Source organism: Martelella lutilitoris, assembly GCF_016598595.1.
Lineage (GTDB): Bacteria > Pseudomonadota > Alphaproteobacteria > Rhizobiales > Rhizobiaceae > Martelella > Martelella lutilitoris_A.
This window is the reverse complement of record NZ_CP066786.1, coordinates 539,123-560,240: the sequence shown is the minus strand read 5'-3', so window position 1 is coordinate 560,240 and position 21,118 is coordinate 539,123. Positions and strand designations below refer to the sequence as shown.

Genomic DNA, 21,118 nt, shown 5'->3' with positions numbered 1-21,118 from the left:
GCGCGGGACAAACAAGAAGTGGACGTGAACTTGCCTTCCCGCGCTGAAATCATCGTCAAATCGGCCTGTTGCGGATGCCGTTCGTTGCTGCTAAATTTATCAATTGAAGACACGAAAAAAATCAAGGCACAGTGATGCGGTCATCCGATTTGCCACAGGTGCGGGCACTCGGCCTGTTCAACAGCATGGGCGAGGAGAATTTCGAGGCGCTGATGCAGGCGGCCTATCTGCAGACCTTCCCGCCACAGCTGGACCTCGTGCATGAGGGCGACCCAGCCGATTTCCTCTATGTCGTCATCGAGGGCTGCGTCGAGCTTTATGCCAATGCCAACCGCCGCGAGGCGACCATGGCGATGGTGCATCCGGTCAGCGCCTTCATTCTGGCCGCCGTGCTGAAGGATGCTGTCTATCTGATGTCGGCACGCACGCGGGCGCGCTCGAAAATCCTGCTGATCCCCTCGGAAAACGTCCGTTCGATCTTCGAGCTTGACGACGCCTTCGCAAGGGCGATGGTGCTGGAGATGGCCGGCAGCTATCGCTACGTCATCAAGGAGCACAAGGGCCTCAAGCTGCGCAGTTCCGTCGAGCGGCTGGCGAACACGCTGCTGCGCCAGGACCATGAGTTCGGCGGTGGCACCGGCACATTCGAGCTGCCCTACGACAAGCGCACGCTCGCCTCGCTGCTCGGCATGACGCCGGAAAACCTGTCGCGCGCCTTCAACACGCTGAAGCCCTACGGCGTCGAGGTCGACGGAACGTCGATCCGGCTTACCGACATCGCGTCCCTGAAGACACTCGCCAAACCCACGCCGTTGATCGACGACCCGAAGACCTGACGATACCCTTGTTCCGATCGCGCGCCAGATCTCGGGCACAGGACGCAGGCTTGTCCCATCCGGTCGATGGTCCGCTCGAGGCCGCAGCCATGGCAAAGACGGCGCTCAAGGCAATGCCGGCGTCGACTCTCTCCAGCCGACCGACTTTTCGGCGCCGGAAACGCAGACCCCCGGCGAGACGCCGCAAACCACGATGCCCCCCTGCGTAACAGCCCCCAGAGAGGCATAAAGCCACTCGTACAAACCATTGAAGCAAGTGCTGAAAAATGGTGATCCCGACGCGATTCGAACGCGTGACCCTCAGATTAGGAATCTGATGCTCTATCCTGCTGAGCTACGGGACCACTTGCCTCTCAATACAAAAGCCGAGGCCTCGTGAAAAGCCCCGATTTGCATCAATGCGGCGATGTTTCTCAGCCGGCGAGGCGCGCCTCGGCAAGTCGGACCCAGTAGGACATGCCGTAGGGAAGCGCTTCGTCGTTGAAATCATATTCGGCATTGTGCAGTTCGGCCGTGTCGCCGTTGCCGATCAGGATGAAGGCGCCGGGCCGCGCTTCGAGCATGTAGGAGAAATCCTCCGCCGCCGTCCACGGCGCGAAATCGTCGGCCACCTTGTCCTCGCCGGTGACGGATTTTGCCGCGGCAAGGGCGTGAAACGTTTCCTCCGGGTGATTGACCGTCGGCGGGTAGTTGCGCGTGTAGGTCACCTCCGCCAGTCCCCCGTGGGAAAGCGCCGTCATCTCGGCAATCTCCCTGATCCGGCGCTCGGCGAGATCACGGTTTTCCGGCGTGAAAGAGCGGACCGTTCCGCCCAGTTCGGCCTCGCCGGAAATGACGTTATGGGCGAAGCCTGCGTGAAATTCCGTAATCGAGACGACGAGCGGGCTCACCGGATCGGCGTTGCGCGAAACGATCGTCTGCATCGCATTGACGATCTGGCTGCCGATGATGATCGGGTCGACCGATTTCTGCGGCTGGGCCGCATGGCCGCCATCGCCCCTGATGAGGATCCTGAACTCGTCCGTCGCCGCCATGATGGGCCCGACGCGGGAGGCAAACCGGCCAACCGGCATGCCGGGATAGTTGTGCATGCCGTAGACTTCCGCGATAGCGAAACGTTCCATCAGCCCGTCGTCGATCATCGCCTTGCCGCCGCCGCCGCCCTCTTCCGCCGGCTGGAAGATCAGCGCGATGCGGCCGGCGAAATTACGGGTTTCCGTGAGCAGTTTCGCAGCGCCCAGAAGCATGGCCATGTGGCCGTCATGGCCGCAGGCATGCATCCTGCCGTTTACCTTCGACGTCCAATCCCTGCCGCTCTTCTCGACGATCGGCAGCGCGTCCATATCGGCCCTGAGGCCGATCGTCCGGTCGCCTTCGCGGCTGCCGCGGATCACGCCCACGACGCCCGTCCCGCCGATCCCCTCGACAACCTCGTCCACGCCGAAGGACCGCAACTGCGCAGCGACGAAGGCAGCCGTATTTTCGACATCATAGAGGAGTTCGGGATGCTGATGGAGAAACCGCCGCCATGTCGTGGCCTCGTCACGGATCTGGGCGGCACTGTTCAACACCGGCATTAAGCATACCCCTGCAATTTTCTAAAATTCATTGTAAAAGACGGTAATACATGTGGGACCGCGAAAGCGCGCGCACAAGGATTTCATCCTTCAAGGCGTATATCGATAGAGCGCATCAGGCAAGTGGAGACAGTTTCGTGTTGCAGATGACAAGCCCCGCACAACGGCGGCTCCAAGGCCGGTTCCTAGGTCCGTTTCAGGCCCTGATCGCCCTATGGCTGGTTGCGATAACGCTCGCGCTCGCGGCGGCGGCAGGTCCTGCGCGCGCCAGCCCCTATATCGTGGTCGATGCCAATACTGAGCGCGTGCTCGCGGCTGAGGAACCGTTCAAGCGCTGGTATCCGGCTTCGCTCGCCAAGCTGATGACCGCCTATCTTGTATTCGAGGACATGAAGGCCGGCCGCCTCGATCCGCAGGCCGCGATCACCTTCTCGGCGGCGGCGGCAAACGAGCCCGCCTCGAAGATGTATTTCGCGCCCGGCACGCGGGTCACCGTCGACACCGCGCTGAAGATGATGCTGGTGCATTCGGCCAATGATGCCGCGCGTGCGGTCGCCGAACACGCAATCGGCGGGCGCGAGGCCTTCGTCAGGCGGATGAACGAAACGGCAAAGGCGCTCGGCATGACGGACACGCATTTCGTCAACGCCAACGGCATGAACTCGATGAGCAACCCTCAACCCGGCCAGTACACGACCGCGCGCGACATGGCGGTCCTTGCCATCGCCATCGAGAAGACCTTTCCCGAGTATCTCTATTATTTCACCATTCCCGGCATTGCCAGCGACAGCGGCAAATACCGCAACACCAATCTCCTCATCGGCAATTTCGACGGCGCAATCGGCATGAAGACGGGCTTCGTCTGCGCTTCCGGCTACAATCAGGTCTCGTTCGCAAAGCGCAATGGCCGCGAGGTGGTCGCCGTCGCCTTCGGCGCGCCAAGCGTGCCCGCCCGCGCGGAAAAGGCCGCGGAACTGCTGCAGACCGGACTAACCACGGGCGACCGCGACGGGCCGCGGCTTGACAGCTACCTGCCGCCGGCCGCGCCCGACCGGCCTGTCGCCGACGTCACCAGCCAGATATGCAGCGCGGAAGCAGCCGAAAACCGGGTGATCCTGCGCGACGACGACGGCAATCTGATGTTCTCCTCGCCCTATCTGAAGCCGCTTGTGAAAGAGTATCCGACCGTCGATGCCTATCGCCTGCCCAATGATACGGAAATGGCGGCGTCGTCGCTCGAAAACCTGAGTTCCGTTCCCCTCCCCTATGCCCGCCCCGTCCGCTAGCCGCATCCATGTATAATCCCCCGTCCCCCATTCCCGTCTCGGTCGTCACCGGCTTTCTCGGCGCCGGCAAGTCCACGCTGCTCAACCGCCTGCTGAAGGACCCGGCGCTCCAGGATGCCGCCGTCATCATCAATGAGTTTGGCGAGGTCGGCATCGATCATCTTCTGGTCCAGAGTTCCGGCGATTCGATCATCGAGCTGTCCAACGGGTGTCTTTGCTGCACGGTGCGCGGCGAACTGATCGACACGCTCGCCGATCTCCTCGACAGGATCCAGACGGAGAAGGTGAAGCCGGTCAGCCGGGTGATCATCGAAACCACGGGCCTCGCCGATCCTGTGCCCGTGCTGCTTGCCATCATGGCCCATCCGGCGATTGCCGCCGCCTTCCGCATAGACGGCGTCGTCACCCTCGTCGACGCTTTGACGGGCCCCGAGACCCTTTCACGCCATGAAGAGGCCGCGCGCCAGGCAGCCGTCGCCGACCGGCTGGTCATCACAAAGACTGATCTTTCAAGACCCGAAGCGCGTGGTGATCTCGTGAAGAGCTTGAAGAAGCTGAACCCGATGGCCGAGATCATGGATGCTTCCGACGCGGCCGCGTCCACGCCCGCGCTGCTGGTCAGCGGGCTTTTCGACGCTGCCCGCAAGAGCGCTTCCGTCGGCGAGTGGCTATCTGCGGAAAGGGATGGCGGTGCCCATCACCACCATCACCACGACGTCAACCGGCATGGCGCGCATATCCGGGCCTTTGCGCTTTCGGCGGGCAGGCTGGCATCGCCGGCGGTCATCGCGGCTTTCCAGCACCGGCTCGCCGCCGAATACGGCGAAAGCCTACTGCGGCTGAAGGGCGTGGTGGCGATTGCCGACGACGACCGGCCGCTCGTGGTTCACGGCGTGCGCGACACGGTCTATCCCGCAACCCGGCTTGAGGCATGGGAGGAGGAGCCGGCAACGCGTCTTGTCGTGATCACCAGCGATCTCGCGGAAACCGCGGTGCAGGAGCTGTTCGAGACCTATCTCGACCGGCCGGGCATCGACCGGCCAGACCGGACGGCGCTCGAAGACAACCCGCTTTCGGCCTTCGGCTTCAAATATTAGAGCGCCGTGCGCCCATTCGGACGCACAAAGGACGCTCGAACCTATCGAATCTACGCATCGTGCTTTCCACGTTCGATCACAAAGCGGTGGCCGGTTTGCGTCGTTTCCGAAGCGATCAACCGGTGGCCGTTCTCGTTGCACAAATGCGGGATATCGATCACGGCCAGCGGGTCGCTGGTCTCGATCGCCAGCACCGCGCCCGGCGCAAGTCGGGCCAGACGCTTCCCGGCCTTCAACGCAGGCAGCGGGCATTTCAGCCCGCGAAGATCATAGACATCCGCTGTCCGTCCGGCCGCGCTCACCAGAACTTCCAGAAGGGCTTGTCCTTCTTCTGCGGTTCCTCCGCATAGGCCGCCATCGGGCTTCTCTGCGGGATCGGCACCTCGGAGACGGCCGGCATCTCGGCCGGCGCGTCAGGGATGGCGGCGGTCTGGGTCGCGGTATCGACTTCAGGCGTTTCCAGCGGGCCGTATTTCGTCAGACGGTACTGCTCGATCGTGACGTAGCGACCGGCCTCGAGCGAGGAGCCAGTCGGCTGGTAGAGCGGATCGGTCGGATCCTCGCGCTTGTCGGCAACGAGGGCCTTGCGCTCCGCCTCGCTCGGATCAAGCCAGACCTTGTCATCATTCTTCGCCAGCGCCTTTTCGAAGGCATCCTGGTAATCGGTGCGGTAGTCGGCCAGCGCCATCATGTAATGCGAGGGGATATTGGAGGCAAGCGCCGGGCAGGACTGGTCGGAGGCAAGCGAGCCGCCATTGGCGGGATCCTTGTTGAAGACGTATTTGCCGCCGCAGACATCGACGTCGGGGACCTGCCTGGTCACTTCGAAATAGTCATAGCCCTCCTTCAGCATCTGCCAGAAGGGATAGTTCTCGTTGAAGCGGTGGCGCACCATGTTTTCCGCGGTCATGCGGAAGGGATAGGCCTGCAGCATGATCGCCTGCTGGCCGCCGGAAAAGGCGTCGCGGGCAAAGGCGAAGATCTCGAGGATTTGCTCGTCGGTCATCGAATAGCAGCCGCGCGAGGAGCAGGCGCCGTGGATCATCAGATCGGAGCCGGTCAGGTTGTTGGCGCGGTCGTAGCGGTTCGGATATCCGGTATTGATGGCGAGGAAATACTGGGAATAGGGGTTGAGAAGCCCCTTGGACAGAGGATAGAAACCCTCGGGCGCCTGGCGGTCGCCTTCCTTCTTCTTCGGGCCGAGCTTGCCGGACCAGGCGCAGATCTCGTAGGTTTCGAGCTCGCCATAGGTGCCGTCGCGCTTCTGCTTCCAGATTTCGAGAATGCCCTCTTCCTTGAAGATACGGATGGTGATCGGCGCGAGCTTGTCCATGTCCTGGGCCCGCATCTTTGCGACCATGGCAGACGGCAAAGCATAGTTCATCTTCTCCTGCACTGTGGAGAAGTCGGTACTGTCAAAAAAGCTGTTGCAGCCCGTCAGCGCCAGTGTGGCGAAAACCATGGGGGCCAGGACGTTCAAACGCATGGATAGAACCTGCCGGATTTTGCCTCAAAACGCAACGTCTCGGCCGTTGCGCGATCAATGATCATAATGCACAGCCAAACTTCAAGAAAGCGTTAACCGTTTCAGAGGCCCCGCGCAACCGGGCGTCTCCTCACCTTTCCGGCATTGCCGCAAGGGTCTAGAGATTGCGTCCGATCGCGAGGAACTTCTGCCGCCGCTCGTTGCGGACCTCATCCGCCGACATGCCGTCGAATTCTGCGAGCCCTTCGGCGATCTGGTCGCCCGAGGCGTCGATTACCGTTTCCGCGTTGCGGTGCGCGCCGCCCACCGGCTCGGCAACGATCTCGTCGACCACGCCGAAGTCCTTGAGGTCGTGTGCGGTGATCTTCATGTTCGTCGCCGCTTCCTTGGCGCGGGCGGAATCGCGCCACAGGATCGAGGCGGCCCCCTCGGGCGAGATTACCGAATAGATTGCGTGCTCCAGCATGTAGACGCGGTTTGCGGCGGCAATGGCGATCGCGCCGCCGGACATGCCCTCGCCGATCACCAGCGTGATCATCGGCACGCCGATCCGCAGGCACATCTGGGTCGAACGGGCGATCGCCTCGGCCTGGCCGCGCTCCTCGGCGCCGATGCCGGGATAAGCCCCCTGGGTGTCGACCACGGAAATGACCGGCAGGTTGAACCGGTCGGCAAGCTCCATCACCCGGATCGCCTTGCGATAGCCTTCCGGACGCGGCATGCCGAAATTGTGCTTCAGCCGGCTTTTGGTGTCATGGCCCTTCTCCTCGCCGATGACGGCGACGGGGCGTCCGCGAAAACGCGCGAGACCGGCCTGGATGGCGGCGTCCTCTCCGAAATTGCGGTCGCCGGCGAGCGTCGTGAAGTCGGTGAACAGGCGCTTGGCATAGTCGACAAAATGCGGGCGCTGCGGATGGCGGGCAACCTGCGCCTTCTGCCAGGGCGAAAGCTTTGCGTAGATGTCGTTCATCGCCTCGCTGACGCGGGTTTCGAGACGCGCGATCTCCTCGGAGGTGTCGATGCTCTCGCCTTCGGAAGCGAGCTTCTTCAACTCGATAATCTTGGCTTCCAGATCGGAAATCGGCCTTTCGAAATCGAGATAGCTGTACATTGTCGAACTTTCCGTGGGTTAACTGACGCGCCCGGGCCGCCGCCCTTGAGGCTTCCTCTTTCAATTTAGTGCCGCTTATTCCCGTTTTTTAGCGTGTTTTGCAAGGGGGTGATGCATTTCCACCAGTTCGCGCAACCGTTCTTCCAGTACATGAGTGTAGATCTGCGTGGTCGAAATGTCGGAATGGCCGAGCATTTCCTGCACCGCGCGCAGGTCGGCGCCGTTTTGCAGAAGATGACTGGCAAATGCGTGGCGCAGCACATGCGGGGAGATTGTCGTGGTCCTCAGCCCGGCCCTTGCGGCAAGCCCCTTGAGGTCGCGGGCAAAGACCTGACGCGGCAGATGACCGCTCGCACTCCGTGAGGCGAAAAGATGGGGATTGTCATCGCCCGTCTCCTCCGCGCGCGCCTTGCGCTCGGCATCGAAGGCCATCAGCGCTGCGTGGGCGCGCATAGAGAGCGGCACTGCGCGCTCCTTGTTGCCCTTGCCGCGAATGGTCAGGAACCGCTGGCCGGGCTTCAGCGCGCCGGCCGGCAGCGTCACCAGTTCGGAGACCCGCATGCCGCTGGCATAAAGCGTTTCCAGAAGGGCGGCCATGCGCATGCGCTCGAACTGGCCAGGCCCCGGCTCGCTGGCCTCGCGCTGAGCCTGCTCCAGAAGCCTGTCGACATCGGCAACCGAAAGCGTCTTCGGCAGGGCCTGCGCCTTCTTCGGTGCATCGATCACGCCGGTCGGGTCGTCGTCGCGCAGGCCTTCGCCATAGAGGAACTGGTAGAACTGGCGGAGCGCCGAAAGCCTGCGCGACTGGGAACTGGCAGCAAAGCCGCGTTTGCCGAGGGCCGAGAGATAAGCGGTGATGTCTGCGCTCGAGGCAGCATCGGCGGCAACGCCGCGATCGATCAGGAAATCGCGAAAATCGTCGAGGTCGCGCTGATAGGCGGCAAGCGTGTTGGTGGCCGCGCCGCGTTCGGCGCTCAGCATTTCGATGAAGGCTTCGATGTGGGCGCCCGAAAGGTCCAATGATGTAATCCGTGTTGAAACCCTAAATATTCGACGCTCGGCTTGACGCCCTTCCGGCATTTGCCGATACGTGACTGAAAAGAATGGGCGCAATATGAACGCAAAGCAAGATACGGGCAAAACGGGACTGAGGGACAGGGCGCTTGCCGGGCTTGCCGGCCGCAACCTGATCCTCGTCGGCCTGATGGGCGCGGGCAAGAGCGCGATCGGCAAACTTGTCGCCAATGCGCTCGGCCTGCCCTATGTCGACACCGACCACGAAATCGAGGCGGCCGCGCGCATGACGATTTCCGACCTCTTCGCCCAATATGGCGAGCCGGAATTCCGCGCGCTGGAAACCAGGGTGATCGAACGCATTCTCGCCGAGGGGCCGGCGATCGTATCAACCGGCGGCGGCGCCTTCATCAATCCCGACAACCGCGAACTGATTTCCCGTTCCGGCCTTTCCATGTGGCTGAAGGCGGACCTCGAGACGCTATGGGACAGGGTGCGACGCCGCCAGACAAGGCCGCTTCTGAAGACCGAAAACCCGAAGCAGACACTTAAAGACCTGATGGACAAGCGCTATCCGGTCTATGCCGAGGCGGACATGACCGTTCTTTCGCGTAATGTCCGCAAGGAAACGGTGATGCGCGACGTGCTGAAGGCCCTTGCGGCCCTTGACGGAGGAAATACGCGTGAAGAGTAAAGAGACAACCGACAAGCGGATCGTTCGCGTTGATCTTGGCGATCGCTCCTACGACATATTGATCGGGCCCGGCCTGCTGCAAAGCGCCGGCGGCGAGACGCTCGCCCGGCTTGACTGCCGCAAGGCGGCGATCATTACCGACGCCCATGTCGCGCCCCGCTATCTCGACATGCTCACCGAGAGCCTGCAGACCGACGGCATCGAAACCTTCTCGCTGACGCTTGCCGCAGGAGAGAAGACCAAAAGCTTCGAAAACCTCCACACCGCCGTCGATTTCATCCTCGATGCCCGGATCGAGCGCTCGGACGCCGTGATCGCGCTCGGCGGCGGCGTGATCGGCGATCTGGCGGGCTTTGCAGCGGCGATCGTGCGCCGGGGCGTGCATTTCGTCCAGGTGCCGACGTCGCTTCTCGCGCAGGTGGATTCCTCGGTCGGCGGCAAGACCGGCATCAACACCCGCCAGGGAAAGAACCTCGTCGGCGCCTTCCACCAGCCGCATCTGGTGCTCGCCGATACCGATACGCTGGACACGCTCTCGCCGCGCGAATTTGCAGCCGGTTATGCCGAGGTGGTCAAATACGGGTTGATCGACCAACCCGATTTCTTCCACTGGCTGGAAAAGAACCGGAAGGCCGTCTTCGCAGGCGGCGCGGAGCGGGCGGAGGCGATCGCGCGGTCCTGCGCGGCAAAAGCCGCCGTCGTTGCCGCCGATGAACATGAGAACGGCGTGCGCGCGCTGTTGAACCTCGGTCATACATTCGGCCACGCGCTGGAGCGGGCAACCGGCTATGACAGCGCCCGGCTTGTCCATGGCGAGGGCGTTGCCATCGGCATGGTGCTGGCGCACGAATTCTCCGCGCGCATGAACCTGGCAAGCCCGGACGACGCCAAACGGGTGACCGCGCATCTGAAGGATGCCGGACTTCCCGCCGCTCTCGGTGATATTGACGGCGAGCTACCGCCGCCCGATATATTGATGGATGCAATCGGGCAGGACAAAAAGGTAAAGGGCGGGAAACTGACCTTCATTCTGACGCGCGGCATCGGCGAGGCCTTTATCGCCGACGATGTGCCGCCGTCCGAGGTGCTGGCATTCCTGACGGAAAAACAAGCGCAATGACGTTGAGCGATCTATCGCATTTCTTTGCCGACTACTGGGGACTGATGGCCACGATCGTTGGGCTGATCGTCGTTTCGGCATTTTTCTCCGGCTCGGAAACGGCTCTGACGGCCGTTTCCAGGGCTCGGATGCACACGCTGGAGCAGCAGGGCGACCGCCGGGCGGGCTTCGTCAATGTGATGATCAACCGCCGCGACCGGCTGATCGGCGCGCTCCTGATCGGCAACAATCTCGTCAATATCCTCGCCTCGTCGCTGACGACGACGCTTTTCCTCGGCATTTTCGGCGCCAACGGCGTGGCCTATGCAACGCTGATCATGACCGCGCTTCTGGTCGTCTTCGCCGAAGTTCTGCCGAAGAGCTGGGCGATCTCCGCGACGGACCGGTTCGCGCTCGCCGTTGCGCCGCTGGTGCGCGTTCTGTTCTTCGTCATCGGCCCGCTGTCCAGTCTCGTCAACATGATCGTGCGTGCGATCCTCGGCGTCTTTGGCGTAACGCTGACCAAGGGCACCGAAATGCTGACCGCCCATGACGAGATCCGCGGCGCCGTCGACCTGCTGCACCGCGAGGGCTCCGTGATCAAGGCCGACCGCGACCGGCTCGGCGGCGTGCTCGACCTCGGCGAACTCGAGGTCTCCGACGTGATGATCCACCGCACGGCCATGCGCGCGGTCAACGCCGACGACCCGCCGGAAGCGGCGGTCAAGACCGTGCTGGAAAGCCCCTATACGCGTCTTCCCGTCTGGCGCGGGTCGATCGACAACATTATCGGCGTGGTTCACTCCAAGGATCTGTCGCGGGCGCTCGCCGAACCGCATGCGGCGCCCTCGACGATCGACATCGTCAAGGTGGCGCAGAAGCCGTGGTTCGTGCCCGACAGCACCAATCTGAAGGACCAGCTCAACGCCTTTCTGCGCCGCAAGGTGCATATCGCCGTCGTCGTCGACGAATATGGCGAGGTGCAGGGCATCGTCACGCTGGAAGACATTCTGGAGGAAATCGTCGGCGACATTTCCGACGAGCACGATCTGGAGATTTCCGGCGTGCAGCAGGAGGCCGACGGCTCAATCGTCGTGGACGGCACGGTTCCGATCCGCGACCTCAACCGCGCACTCGACTGGACGCTGCCGGACGAGGAGGCGACCACCATTGCCGGTCTCGTCATCCACGAGAGCCAGACGATCCCGGAAGAACGCCAGTCGTTCACCTTCTACGGCAAGCGCTTCATCGTGATGAAGCGCGAGAAGAACCGGATCACAAAGCTCAGGATCCGCCCGCTCGGCGGGGCGGCCGCGGCAACACCGCCGGCGGAGTGAGTTTGGGGGATGGCTGAACACCGTCAGCGTCTTGGCGAACCTCTAGCCCCTCTCCGCGTCATCCTCGGGCTTGTCCCGAGCATGACGGAAGAAAGTGGAGTAGGCTTTGTCCATAAGAACACGGCGCCGGCTGGCCCAACCCTTACCACCGCGTCTTCTCGCCCGGCGCGGCCGCCTCGATGGCGAGTGCATGCAATCCGTTCTCGATTTCGCCGGCAAGCGCCTCATTGACGGCACGATGACGTGCGAGACGATTCATCCCCTGAAACTTGTCGGAGACGATCCGAATTCTTAAATGGGTGACTTCGGGGGCGTCCGGCTCATCATAGTGCCCGGCATGCTGGGCGCTTTCATCCATCAGCACCAGCCGCTCGGGATTGAAGAGGCTTCTCAGCCTGGTTTCGATTTCGGCGGTTGACGACACTGTCTGCTCCTGATTTGTCCCTGCTTCGCGCGTCAGCGCGTTAACGGTTCAGGAAGCCAGTAAGAAATCCCGTTGTCAATTCTTGTTGTGGCGGGATCACAAGGTCATAATCGAGCGCCATGAATCTTGACTCCAAATATTTCGATCGTCTGCGCACCAAACGCAAGCGCCCGGCATCTGCCAAGGCCGAGTCCGAAGCCGCTGCCGCCGTCTGCCAATGGGACGGCTGCAACAAGCCCGCAAAACACCGCGCACCCGTCGGCCGCAATGCCGAGGGGCAGTTCTTCATGTTCTGCTTCGAGCATGTGAAGGCCTACAACAAGGGCTACAATTATTTCGACGGCCTGTCAGACGGCGAGATCGCCCGCTACCAGAAGGAAGCGCTGACCGGCCATCGTCCCACATGGACCGTCGGCGTCAACGGCGCGGCGCGCAAGACGCCGCTCAACGGCTCGAAAAAGGCAGGCAACACCGCGTCATTTTCGCGCATGCGCGATCCCTTCGGCTTTGTCGATGACGGCAAGGACGGCGCGCCCAGACGGCCGCGCCATCAGCGCAAGCTGAAAACGCTGGAATCGAAAGCCTTCGACACGCTGGGCCTCACCGCGGAGGCGACGCCCGACGACATCAAGAAACAGTACAAGGCTCTGGTCAAGAAGCACCACCCCGACGCAAATGGCGGCGACCGGGGCTCGGAGGAAACTTTTCGTGCCGTGGTGCAGGCATACCAATTGTTAAAGCAGTCCGGCTTCTGCTAGACCGTTTTTGACCGAAAGAGCAGCACAGACGTTTGAGCGGCGCTTTTTGAAAAAGGCCGCGCTGGAGACATGATGAGCAAGATTGAACTGGACTATTCCAACGCACCGGATACGACGGTTTCGGTTCGCGAAACATTTGGTATCGATGTCGACCTTCAGGTTCCCGCCTATTCGACCGACGACCCCTACGTGCCGGACATCGACCCCGACTATCTTTTCGATCGCGATACCACGCTCGCCATTCTCGCAGGCTTTGCCCATAACCGCCGCGTCATGGTCTCCGGCTATCACGGCACCGGCAAGTCCACCCATATCGAACAGGTCGCCGCGCGCCTCAAATGGCCGTGCGTGCGCGTCAATCTCGACAGCCATGTCAGCCGTATCGACCTTGTCGGCAAGGACGCGATCGTCGTGCGCGACGGTCTGCAGGTCACCGAGTTCAAGGACGGCATCCTGCCCTGGGCCTATCAGCACAATGTCGCGCTCGTCTTCGACGAATATGACGCCGGCCGCCCGGACGTGATGTTCGTGATCCAGCGCGTGCTGGAAAGCTCCGGCCGCCTGACATTGCTCGACCAGAGCCGCGTCATCAGCCCCCACCCGGCCTTCCGCCTGTTTGCCACCGCCAACACGGTCGGCCTTGGCGACACGACCGGGCTCTATCACGGCACGCAGCAGATCAACCAGGCGCAGATGGACCGCTGGTCGCTGGTGACCACGCTCAACTATCTGCCGCATGAGCAGGAAGTCGCGATCATCCTCGCCAAGGTGAAGAGCTTTGCCAAAACCGAAGAAGGCCGCGAAACGATCTCCAACATGGTGCGCGTTGCCGATCTTACCCGTTCGGCCTTCGTCAATGGCGATCTTTCCACCGTCATGAGCCCGCGCACCGTGATCAACTGGGCGGAGAACGCGGAAATCTTCGGCGATGTCGGCTTTGCCTTCCGCGTCACCTTCCTCAACAAGTGCGACGAACTCGAGCGCACGCTGGTCGCCGAGCAGTATCAGCGCGCCTTCGGCGAGGAGCTGAAGGAAAGCGCCGCCAACGTCGTCGTCAGCGCCTGAGGAAAAACCCATGGCCGGCCCCGGCGACAATCGAAAGACCAACCCGCACGCGCCTGTGGATCTCGAACCGCTGCACCGCGCCGTTTCCGGCTGCGTGCGCGCCGTCTCCGGCGACAAGGAGGCGGAGGTCGTCTTCTCCCGCGACCGGCCGGGCATGAGCGGCAGTCAGATCCGCCTGCCGGAATTCTCCAAGCGCCCGACGGCGAGCGAGCTTGCCGTGGTGCGCGGCCTTGGCGATTCCATGGCGCTCAGGATGGCCTGCCACAATCCGGTGACGCATGCGCAGATGGCGCCGAGCGGCAGCGATGCCCAGGCGATCTTCGACGCGGTCGAACAGGCCCGCGTCGATTCCATCGGGGCCAAGCGCATGCCGGGCATGGCGCGCAACCTTGCCGCCATGCATGCTGAGAAATACGACAAGGCCAATTTCGCCGCGATCGACCGCAAGGAGGACGCCCCGGTCTCCGAGGCCGTGGCGATGTTGGTGCGCGAGAAGCTTTCGGGCGAAAAGCCGCCGGAATCGGCCGGACAGGTGTTGGACTTCTGGCGCGATTTCATCGAACAGAAAGCCTCCGTCGATCTCGACAGGCTTGCCGAGACAATCGACGACCAGCATGCCTTCGCCCGCACGATCCGCTCGATCCTCTCCTCCATGGAACTCGCCGACGACTATTCGGACGAGGACATGGAAAGCGAGAACGAGGAGGAAAACATCTCTGACGAGGAGCAGCCCCGTTCCGAACGCCAGAATGACGAGCAGTTCGACGAGGATGCCGGCAATGATTCGGCGCCTGCCGATGAAAGCGACGACAGCGACGAGGAGATGGACCAGGGCGAACTCGACGGCGCGGAAGTGGCCGATACCGAGCTCGACGAGGATGCCGACCCCGACAGCGAGGTCGCCGGCGAGACGAAGCGCCCGAACACGCCATTCGACGATCTGAACGAGAAGGTCGACTACAAGGTCTTCACCGATGAATTCGATGAGGAGATCCGGGCCGAGGAACTTTGCGACCAGGAAGAGCTGCAGCGCCTGCGCGGCTATCTCGACAAGCAGCTTGCTCATCTTCAGGGCGCCGTCGGAAGGCTCGCCAACCGCATGCAGCGCCGGCTGATGGCCAAGCAGAACCGCTCCTGGGATTTCGATCTCGAGGAAGGCTATCTCGATACCGCCCGCCTGCCGCGCATGGTTATTGACCCGATGCAGCCGCTCTCCTTCAAGATGGAGCGCGACACGCAGTTCCGCGACACGGTGGTTTCGCTGCTGATCGACAATTCCGGCTCGATGCGCGGCCGCCCGATCACGGTTGCCGCCACCTGCGGCGACATTCTGGCGCGCACGCTGGAACGCTGCGGCGTCAAGGTCGAGATCCTCGGCTTTACGACAAAAGCCTGGAAGGGCGGACAGAGCCGCGAGAAATGGCTGGAGGAGGGCAAGCCGGCGACGCCCGGTCGCCTCAACGACCTGCGCCACATCATCTACAAATCCGCCGACACCCCCTGGCGGCGCTCGCGCGCCAATCTCGGCCTGATGATGCGCGAGGGCCTTCTGAAGGAAAACATCGACGGCGAGGCGCTGATCTGGGCCCACGACCGACTGATGGGCCGGCCGGAACAACGCCGCATTCTGATGATGATTTCCGACGGCGCGCCGGTGGATGATTCCACGCTTTCGGTCAATCCCGGCAATTTTCTCGAAAAGCACCTGCGCGCGGTGATCGAGCACATCGAGACCCGTTCGCCGGTTGAGCTTCTGGCGATCGGCATCGGCCATGACGTGACGCGCTATTATCGCCGCGCCGTGACCATTGTCGATGCCGACGAACTGGCCGGCGCCATGACCGACCAGCTTGCCGGGCTGTTCGAGGAACAGGCCGCCGGCATTTCCCAGGGCAGAAGACGCGCCAGATGAGGGCAGCCTTCGCTTGTCTGGCGCTCGCGCTGGTCGCTACGCCGGCCGTTGCGGTCTCCGTCGACGCCGTGCCAATCGAGACATTCGCTCCCGAAAAGGAAACGGATCGTTTCGGCCGTCTGGAATTCATCGGCGGACTGACGCTGACCTCGCCTGATCCCGATTTCCAGTCGCTTTCCGCAATCCGCTTCCTGCCCGACGGCAAGCGCTTCATCGCCGTGGCCGATACCGGCGAATGGATCGACGGACGGGTGACGCGCGATGCATCGGGCCGGCTTTCCGGGCTTGAAGATGTCACTGTCACGCCGATGAAGAACGCGAAGGGTGCGCATGCCGGCAAGAGCGGCATGGATGCCGAAAGCCTCGCCATTGCGGGCAACCGCATCTATGTGGGCTTCGAGGGGCGCCACCGCATCGACAGCTATCCGCTTGCCGGCCATGCGCAGGCGAATGCCGCACCGGGGCCGGATTTCCTGATCCCGCCCTATGAGCTCCGGCGCAACGGCAGTTTCGAGGCGCTCGCGGCTGACGATGCCGGCCGCATGGTGGTGATTGCGGAGAAAAGCATCGACACGCACGGCAATCTCTTCGCCGCCGTCATTCGCGGGCCGCAAAAGGGCATTTTCAAGGTCGTGAAACGAGAGGGCTATGACGTCACCGACGCGGCCTTTCTGCCGGATGGCGATCTTCTGGTGCTGGAGCGGCGTTTCTCCCTGCTTGCCGGCGTGGCCATGCGTATTCGGCGCTTTGCCGGAGAAGCGATCCGGCCGGGCGCCACCGTGGACGGTCCGGTGATCATGCAGGCCTATGGCGGCACGCACCGGATCGACAACATGGAGGGTATGGATATCATCCGCGCGGATGACGGCGCGCACCATCTGATCATCGTTTCCGATGACAACAATTCCCCGCTGCAGAATACGCTGATGCTGGAATTCAGGCTGGCGAATTGAAGCCGTCCTGCGGCGCGACCATGGCCCGAAGCATGGCGAGCCCCTCAAGGTTGATGCGCTGCGCGTCTTGCGGTGCGAGCTCGGACCAGTTTTCCGCAAACCAGCGGTCAAGAGCCCGAGCAGCTGCAAACAACATGTCCACGATGAGGCTCAGCGGCAGGTCGGTCCGGATCGCGCCCAGCCTCTGGCCGTGTTCCGCCAACATGGCGGCTCCCGCCCTGAGGCGGCCGAGCGGCGCTTCCAGGGCCTTTTCGGTCTCCGGTCCCTCATACATCGTTCGTCCAAGCGAGGCCGTTGCGGGTTCGGCGATCAAAAGCGCGCCCAATTGCTCGAACGCAGCCCTGAGCGCATTCCAGAAACCAGCCCGATCCACCGCCTCGGCAACGCGCGAGAAGTCGATCTGTCCGGCAAGACGGTCAAGCGCGCGTTCAATCACCGCGCAATAAAGGTCAGCCTTGTCGCGGACATAATAATAGGCTTGCCCCTTGCTCATGCCCGACTCCTTCAGGATGGCGTTGAGCGAAGCGCCGGCCAGGCCGTGTTGGGCAAAGGCCGCTGTCGCCGCAGCGAGCAGCCTTTCTCGACGTTCAGGCGCCAGCGTCTCCAGCCGCTCCAATGCCGAAGTTCCTTCCGCCATCGGCTTCTCGTTTTTGCGCGATGCCATTTCCATGCTTTCGTTGACGATTTTAGACCAGTGGTCTAAAAATCACAGTAACCAATTTCCGGCGGGCCTTCCACCGCCGCACTGGAAAAGGAGATGGCCGATGCGCTGGCGCGGTGTCAATCATGTGGAATTCTCGGTGATCCAATACGAAAAGTCGGTCGCCTTCTACGACAGAATGTTCGGCTGGCTCGGTTACAAGAGTTTCTGGACCATGGATATCGGCTATCGCTCGACCTATTACATGGCGCGCTTCCCTTTCCCCCACAGCTATATCGGCATCCAGCCGGCAAAGACCGGCGGCAAGCTCGACCACGAAGCACGCGCCACGGGCATCCACCACATCGCGCTCTGGGCGAAAAGCCGGCGCGAGGTCGACCGTTTCCACAAGGAGTTCCTCGTCCGGAATTCTGTCCCCGTCACCGAGACGCCGGCCGAATATCCGGTCTATGCGCCCGGCTATTACGGCGTCTTTTTCGACGATCCGATCAACGGCATCCACTGGGAACTGGCGCATATTCCGAAGATCGCCTCGTCTGGCGCCTATCTGCGCAGCAGGCGCGCCTGGAAAGACGCGGAAATGCAGCATCCCGAGTGGGACGGCTCGCCCGCGAAGAAGGCTTTCCGCACACTGCCGCGCAGGTGATGCTCAAAGACTGTCCTCGCGCACCCAGACGCTGACGCTGCCGGCATTGACGGGAAAGGCCGCCCGACCTTCCTCGTCCGTTTCAACCGCGTCTTCCCGGTGACCGAGGAAATCGCGGAAAGTCGCATTGGCGTGCGCTTCGCCAAGGTCCACGTCCTTTGTCGTCTCATCGCCATTGGTCAGCACCGTCACGGATCCGGGCGCCTCGCCAGTCCCCTCACGGACGACCGCCAGACAGTTCGGATCATCGAAGAGAATGGTCTCTGCGCCATTGGCGAAGCGTTTGCGTGCCTCGATCAGCTTCGGCAGGCATTCGATCCTCGGCATGTCAATATCGTATTCCTCGCCGTCCGACCCCTTGTCGCGATACTGAGCACCGTAAAGATCGGCATAGAAGACGCTCGGCACGCCCTGTTCGCGCATCAGGATCAGCGCGTAGGCAAGCGGCTTGAACCAGGGTTCGACAGCGGCCTCCAGTGATTGCAGAGGCTGCGTATCGTGGTTTTCAACCAGCGTCACGGCATGGTCCGGCACCTCTGCCGCCAGCGTGCCGTCGAAAATCGTGCGCATGTCGAAGTCGCCGCCCGCCACCGAGGCCTCGTGGAAGCGGTAATGCAGCCCGACATCGAACAGCATCAACTGCCGGTCGACCAGATCAAGATAAGCTTTCAGCGCGTCGATTTCCGGATGCCAGTATTCGGCAACGACAAACATGTCCTCCTTCACGGTCTCGCGCATATGGGCGATCCAGTCGCGGAAGAACCAGGCCGGAATGTGCTTGGCGGCGTCCAGACGAAAGCCGGCAACCGGCACCTGCTCTGAAAACCACCGTCCCCAGTATTTCAGTTCCTCGAAAACGGCATTGTTGCGGAACTCCACATCGGCGCCGATCAGATAGTCGTAATTGCCGAGCTCCTGATCCACCTCGTCATGCCACTCCCCCTCGCCATATTCGTTGACCAGGCGGAAGACGCCGGTCTCGTCCGGATCCTCGATATAGTCGACGCCGGTGAAGCATTTGTGCGTCCAGACAAATTCGGAATAGGCCCCGTTGCGGCCCGGAAAGGTGAAGCGGGTATAGGCCAGCGCCTCAAAGGCCTCGTCCTCGATCTCTGTACGATCCTCAGGGTCGGCGCGGCGCACCTTCACCCGTTCCTTCTCGTCCGCCCCCAGCTTGTGGTTGAAGACAACATCGTGGATGACGCCAATGCCGTGACCGGCAAGCGTGTGGCAGGCGTTTTCAAGAGCACCGCGATCACCGTATTTGGTGGCAACCGTGCCCTTCTGGTCGAACTCGCCGAGATCGAAGAGGTCATAAGTATCGTAGCCGACGGAATAGCCGCCCGCAGCCCCCTTATAGGCAGGCGGCAGCCAGACATCGGTGACGCCCATGCCGGCCAGTTCCTCCGCCTTTTGCGCCACCTCGTCCCAGAGCGTCCCGCCTGATGGATAGTACCAGTGAAAAAACTGAAGCAGTACGCGTCCGGCCATGCTGTCCTCGCGGTTTGGGTGAGCCGACCTTAAACGGGCGGTGATGGTGAAAGTTCCGCGCCGAGCGGTTTCGGGACGGCGGCGATCTTTGCGCCTGCCGCCGAATTATGCAAACAAGACTTGACGGCTGTCACCCGCCGCGCCGATATCCTCCCCATGACGGCGACCAGAAGGAAGACCCCATGCAAGAGACCATCATCCGCGCCAATCCGGAATTTGCCAAGGATGAGCTTCGCCCGCGCATCCTGCATATTGGCTTCGGCGGTTTCGCCCGCGCCCATCCGATGGTCTACCTGCAGGAAGGCATGAACAAGGCCGGCGGCGATTTCGGCGTCGTTGCGGTGCGCCTGAATTCGGGCATGGAGGAACTGACCGCGCTGGACGAAGCCGGCCATGACTACCTGATCGCCGAAATGGATGCGGAAACGGTGACCGCGCGCAAGATCGGCGTGGTCACCGGCACCTGTCATCCCAAGCGCGACGGCATCGATACGCTTCTCGACCTTATCGCGTCCGAACCCATGGCCGTGATCAGCCTGACCATCACCGAGAAAGGCTATTGCGTCCGGAACGGCCATCTGGATCTCGAGAACAAGGGCATCATCGCCGATCTCGCCAACCCGGAAGAGCCAGGCACGGCCATCGGCGTCATCGTCGAGGGCCTGAACCGCCGCCGGAAAGCAGGCCGTAACGGGCTGACCGTGCTGTCCTGCGACAACCAGCCGGACAATGGCAAGCTTGCCCGCGCCGCCGTGCTCTCCTACGCTCACCAGCGCGACGGAAAGCTGGCCGACTGGATCGACGCCAACGTCTCCTTCCCCTCCACCATGGTCGACCGCGTGGTTCCCGCGCTCGACGATTACGGTCGCGGCGTCCTTCGCTCGCTCAATGACGGCAAGGAGGACGACAACGGCATTGTCTGCGAACCCTTCCGCCAATGGGTGATCGAGGATGATTTCGCTACCGCCCGCCCGCCCTTTGCCGAAGGCGGCGCGATGATGACCGATGACGTGCGCCCGTTCGAGATGATGAAGCTCAGGATGCTCAATGGCGCGCATACCTTCCTTGCCATGCTCGGCAGCCTTTCCGGTCTCGAAACCGTTTCGGCCTGCATGGAGGACGACGTGTTCCGAAGGGCCGCGCGACAGATCATGATGGACGAGCAGCGCCCGACGCTGCCGGAGATTGAGGGCGTGAGTTTCGAGGAATATGCCGACGCGCTGATCCACCGCTTCGCCAATCCGAAGCTGAAGCACCGGACCTCGCAGATTGCCTGGGACACCAGCCAGAAATTGCCGCAGCGCCTTCTGCACGGCATCGAGATCAACATCCGGAACAACCACCCATGGCCGCTTCTGGCGCTCGCGGTTGCCGGCTGGATCCGGTTCGTAAAGGTGACGGCGGAGAATGGCGGCAAGCTGACGGACCCGCTTTCCGAAGAGCTTCTGGCAGAAGCAAGGGCCTATGACGGCGACCAGCTTGTCGACCGCATTCTCTCAAACGAATCGATCTTCGAGGAAGACCTGCGCCGCGAACCGGCCTTCCGCTCGGCCATTACCGGCGCCTACCGCTATATCGTGGAAAAAGGCCCGCGCGCGGCGGTCGAGGCGGTGCTGAAGGCGTGAGGTTTTCTCGTCTTCGCAGGGACGAAATGTATGTCTCTCGATCTCC

General features: G+C 62.3%; 20 protein-coding genes and 1 tRNA gene. 12 read left to right on the top strand and 9 right to left on the bottom strand.

Annotated elements, in window-relative coordinates:
* The first annotated feature begins 134 nt into the window (after positions 1-134).
* On the top strand, positions 135-836 hold the full coding sequence (locus JET14_RS02640; protein WP_200336675.1) for a cyclic nucleotide-binding domain-containing protein: 702 nt from the start codon (positions 135-137) through the stop codon (positions 834-836).
* Positions 837-1,103: 267 nt separating this feature from the next.
* Here JET14_RS02640 and JET14_RS02635 read toward each other — a convergent pair.
* Positions 1,104-1,180 (bottom strand) — tRNA-Arg (locus JET14_RS02635).
* Positions 1,181-1,249: 69 nt separating this feature from the next.
* A complete protein-coding gene (locus JET14_RS02630; protein ID WP_200336674.1) occupies positions 1,250-2,413 on the bottom strand; it encodes a M20 aminoacylase family protein in 1,164 nt (387 codons plus the stop codon).
* Between the two features lie 146 nt (positions 2,414-2,559).
* On the opposite strand from JET14_RS02630, the gene JET14_RS02625 reads away from it, so the two are divergent.
* Complete coding sequence (locus tag JET14_RS02625; protein WP_246750599.1) at positions 2,560-3,699, top strand: D-alanyl-D-alanine carboxypeptidase family protein; 1,140 nt, start codon at positions 2,560-2,562, stop codon at positions 3,697-3,699.
* An 8-nt stretch (positions 3,700-3,707) separates the two neighbouring features.
* Positions 3,708-4,796, top strand: a complete 1,089-nt coding sequence (locus JET14_RS02620; protein ID WP_200336672.1) for a CobW family GTP-binding protein — start codon at positions 3,708-3,710, stop codon at positions 4,794-4,796.
* Between the two features lie 50 nt (positions 4,797-4,846).
* Here JET14_RS02620 and JET14_RS02615 read toward each other — a convergent pair whose 3' ends face one another.
* The 4 genes from JET14_RS02615 to JET14_RS02600 form a co-directional block, all read right to left on the bottom strand.
* Complete coding sequence (locus JET14_RS02615) at positions 4,847-5,098, bottom strand: sulfurtransferase TusA family protein (protein ID WP_024707812.1); 252 nt, start codon at positions 5,096-5,098, stop codon at positions 4,847-4,849.
* Positions 5,095-6,282: a L,D-transpeptidase family protein gene (locus JET14_RS02610; protein ID WP_200336671.1), complete on the bottom strand. Its 1,188-nt coding sequence runs from the start codon at positions 6,280-6,282 to the stop codon at positions 5,095-5,097. The genes JET14_RS02615 and JET14_RS02610 overlap by 4 nt, the downstream gene beginning before the upstream one ends.
* A 157-nt stretch (positions 6,283-6,439) precedes the next feature.
* The gene (locus JET14_RS02605) at positions 6,440-7,393 is read right to left on the bottom strand and encodes an acetyl-CoA carboxylase carboxyltransferase subunit alpha (protein WP_200336670.1); all 954 of its coding nucleotides are present in this window, start codon (positions 7,391-7,393) and stop codon (positions 6,440-6,442) included.
* Between the two features lie 75 nt (positions 7,394-7,468).
* On the bottom strand, positions 7,469-8,374 hold the full coding sequence (locus tag JET14_RS02600; RefSeq protein WP_246750598.1) for a site-specific tyrosine recombinase XerD: 906 nt from the start codon (positions 8,372-8,374) through the stop codon (positions 7,469-7,471).
* Between the two features lie 133 nt (positions 8,375-8,507).
* Between JET14_RS02600 and JET14_RS02595 the strand changes: the two genes are divergently transcribed.
* From JET14_RS02595 to JET14_RS02585, 3 genes are read left to right on the top strand one after another with little or no spacing between them, the layout of a single operon-like run.
* Entirely contained in the window at positions 8,508-9,101 is a 594-nt protein-coding gene (locus JET14_RS02595; RefSeq protein WP_024707808.1) for a shikimate kinase, read from the top strand.
* Positions 9,091-10,221: a 3-dehydroquinate synthase gene (gene aroB, locus JET14_RS02590; RefSeq protein WP_200336668.1), complete on the top strand. Its 1,131-nt coding sequence runs from the start codon at positions 9,091-9,093 to the stop codon at positions 10,219-10,221. Before JET14_RS02595 ends, aroB begins: the two co-directional genes overlap by 11 nt.
* A complete protein-coding gene (locus JET14_RS02585) occupies positions 10,218-11,537 on the top strand; it encodes an HlyC/CorC family transporter (RefSeq protein WP_200336667.1) in 1,320 nt (439 codons plus the stop codon). Before aroB ends, JET14_RS02585 begins: the two co-directional genes overlap by 4 nt.
* Before the next feature lie 142 nt (positions 11,538-11,679).
* Here JET14_RS02585 and JET14_RS02580 read toward each other — a convergent pair whose 3' ends face one another.
* Positions 11,680-11,961, bottom strand: a complete 282-nt coding sequence (locus JET14_RS02580; RefSeq protein WP_200336666.1) for a BolA family protein — start codon at positions 11,959-11,961, stop codon at positions 11,680-11,682.
* 119 nt (positions 11,962-12,080) lie between these two features.
* Between JET14_RS02580 and JET14_RS02575 the strand changes: the two genes are divergently transcribed.
* From JET14_RS02575 to JET14_RS02560, 4 genes are all read left to right on the top strand, one after another.
* Positions 12,081-12,719, top strand: a complete 639-nt coding sequence (locus tag JET14_RS02575; protein ID WP_200336665.1) for a J domain-containing protein — start codon at positions 12,081-12,083, stop codon at positions 12,717-12,719.
* Positions 12,720-12,791: 72 nt separating this feature from the next.
* Positions 12,792-13,784, top strand: a complete 993-nt coding sequence (cobS, locus tag JET14_RS02570) for a cobaltochelatase subunit CobS (protein ID WP_200336664.1) — start codon at positions 12,792-12,794, stop codon at positions 13,782-13,784.
* A gap of 10 nt (positions 13,785-13,794) precedes the next feature.
* A complete protein-coding gene (gene cobT / locus JET14_RS02565) occupies positions 13,795-15,696 on the top strand; it encodes a cobaltochelatase subunit CobT (RefSeq protein ID WP_200336663.1) in 1,902 nt (633 codons plus the stop codon).
* Positions 15,693-16,649, top strand: a complete 957-nt coding sequence (locus JET14_RS02560) for an esterase-like activity of phytase family protein (RefSeq protein WP_200336662.1) — start codon at positions 15,693-15,695, stop codon at positions 16,647-16,649. Before cobT ends, JET14_RS02560 begins: the two co-directional genes overlap by 4 nt.
* Here JET14_RS02560 and JET14_RS02555 read toward each other — a convergent pair.
* A complete protein-coding gene (locus JET14_RS02555) occupies positions 16,633-17,313 on the bottom strand; it encodes a TetR/AcrR family transcriptional regulator (protein WP_200336661.1) in 681 nt (226 codons plus the stop codon). The genes JET14_RS02560 and JET14_RS02555 overlap by 17 nt on opposite strands.
* 100 nt (positions 17,314-17,413) lie before the next feature.
* Here JET14_RS02555 and JET14_RS02550 point away from each other — a divergent pair, with 100 nt between their 5' ends.
* Positions 17,414-17,956, top strand: coding sequence for a VOC family protein (locus JET14_RS02550; protein ID WP_200336660.1), 543 nt, complete (start codon positions 17,414-17,416; stop codon positions 17,954-17,956).
* A gap of 3 nt (positions 17,957-17,959) precedes the next feature.
* Here JET14_RS02550 and amyA read toward each other — a convergent pair whose 3' ends face one another.
* Entirely contained in the window at positions 17,960-19,447 is a 1,488-nt protein-coding gene (gene amyA, locus JET14_RS02545) for an alpha-amylase (protein WP_200336659.1), read from the bottom strand.
* 182 nt (positions 19,448-19,629) lie between these two features.
* Between amyA and JET14_RS02540 the strand changes: the two genes are divergently transcribed.
* Positions 19,630-21,072, top strand: a complete 1,443-nt coding sequence (locus JET14_RS02540) for a mannitol dehydrogenase family protein (RefSeq protein WP_200336658.1) — start codon at positions 19,630-19,632, stop codon at positions 21,070-21,072.
* Positions 21,073-21,118: the final 46 nt, after the last annotated feature.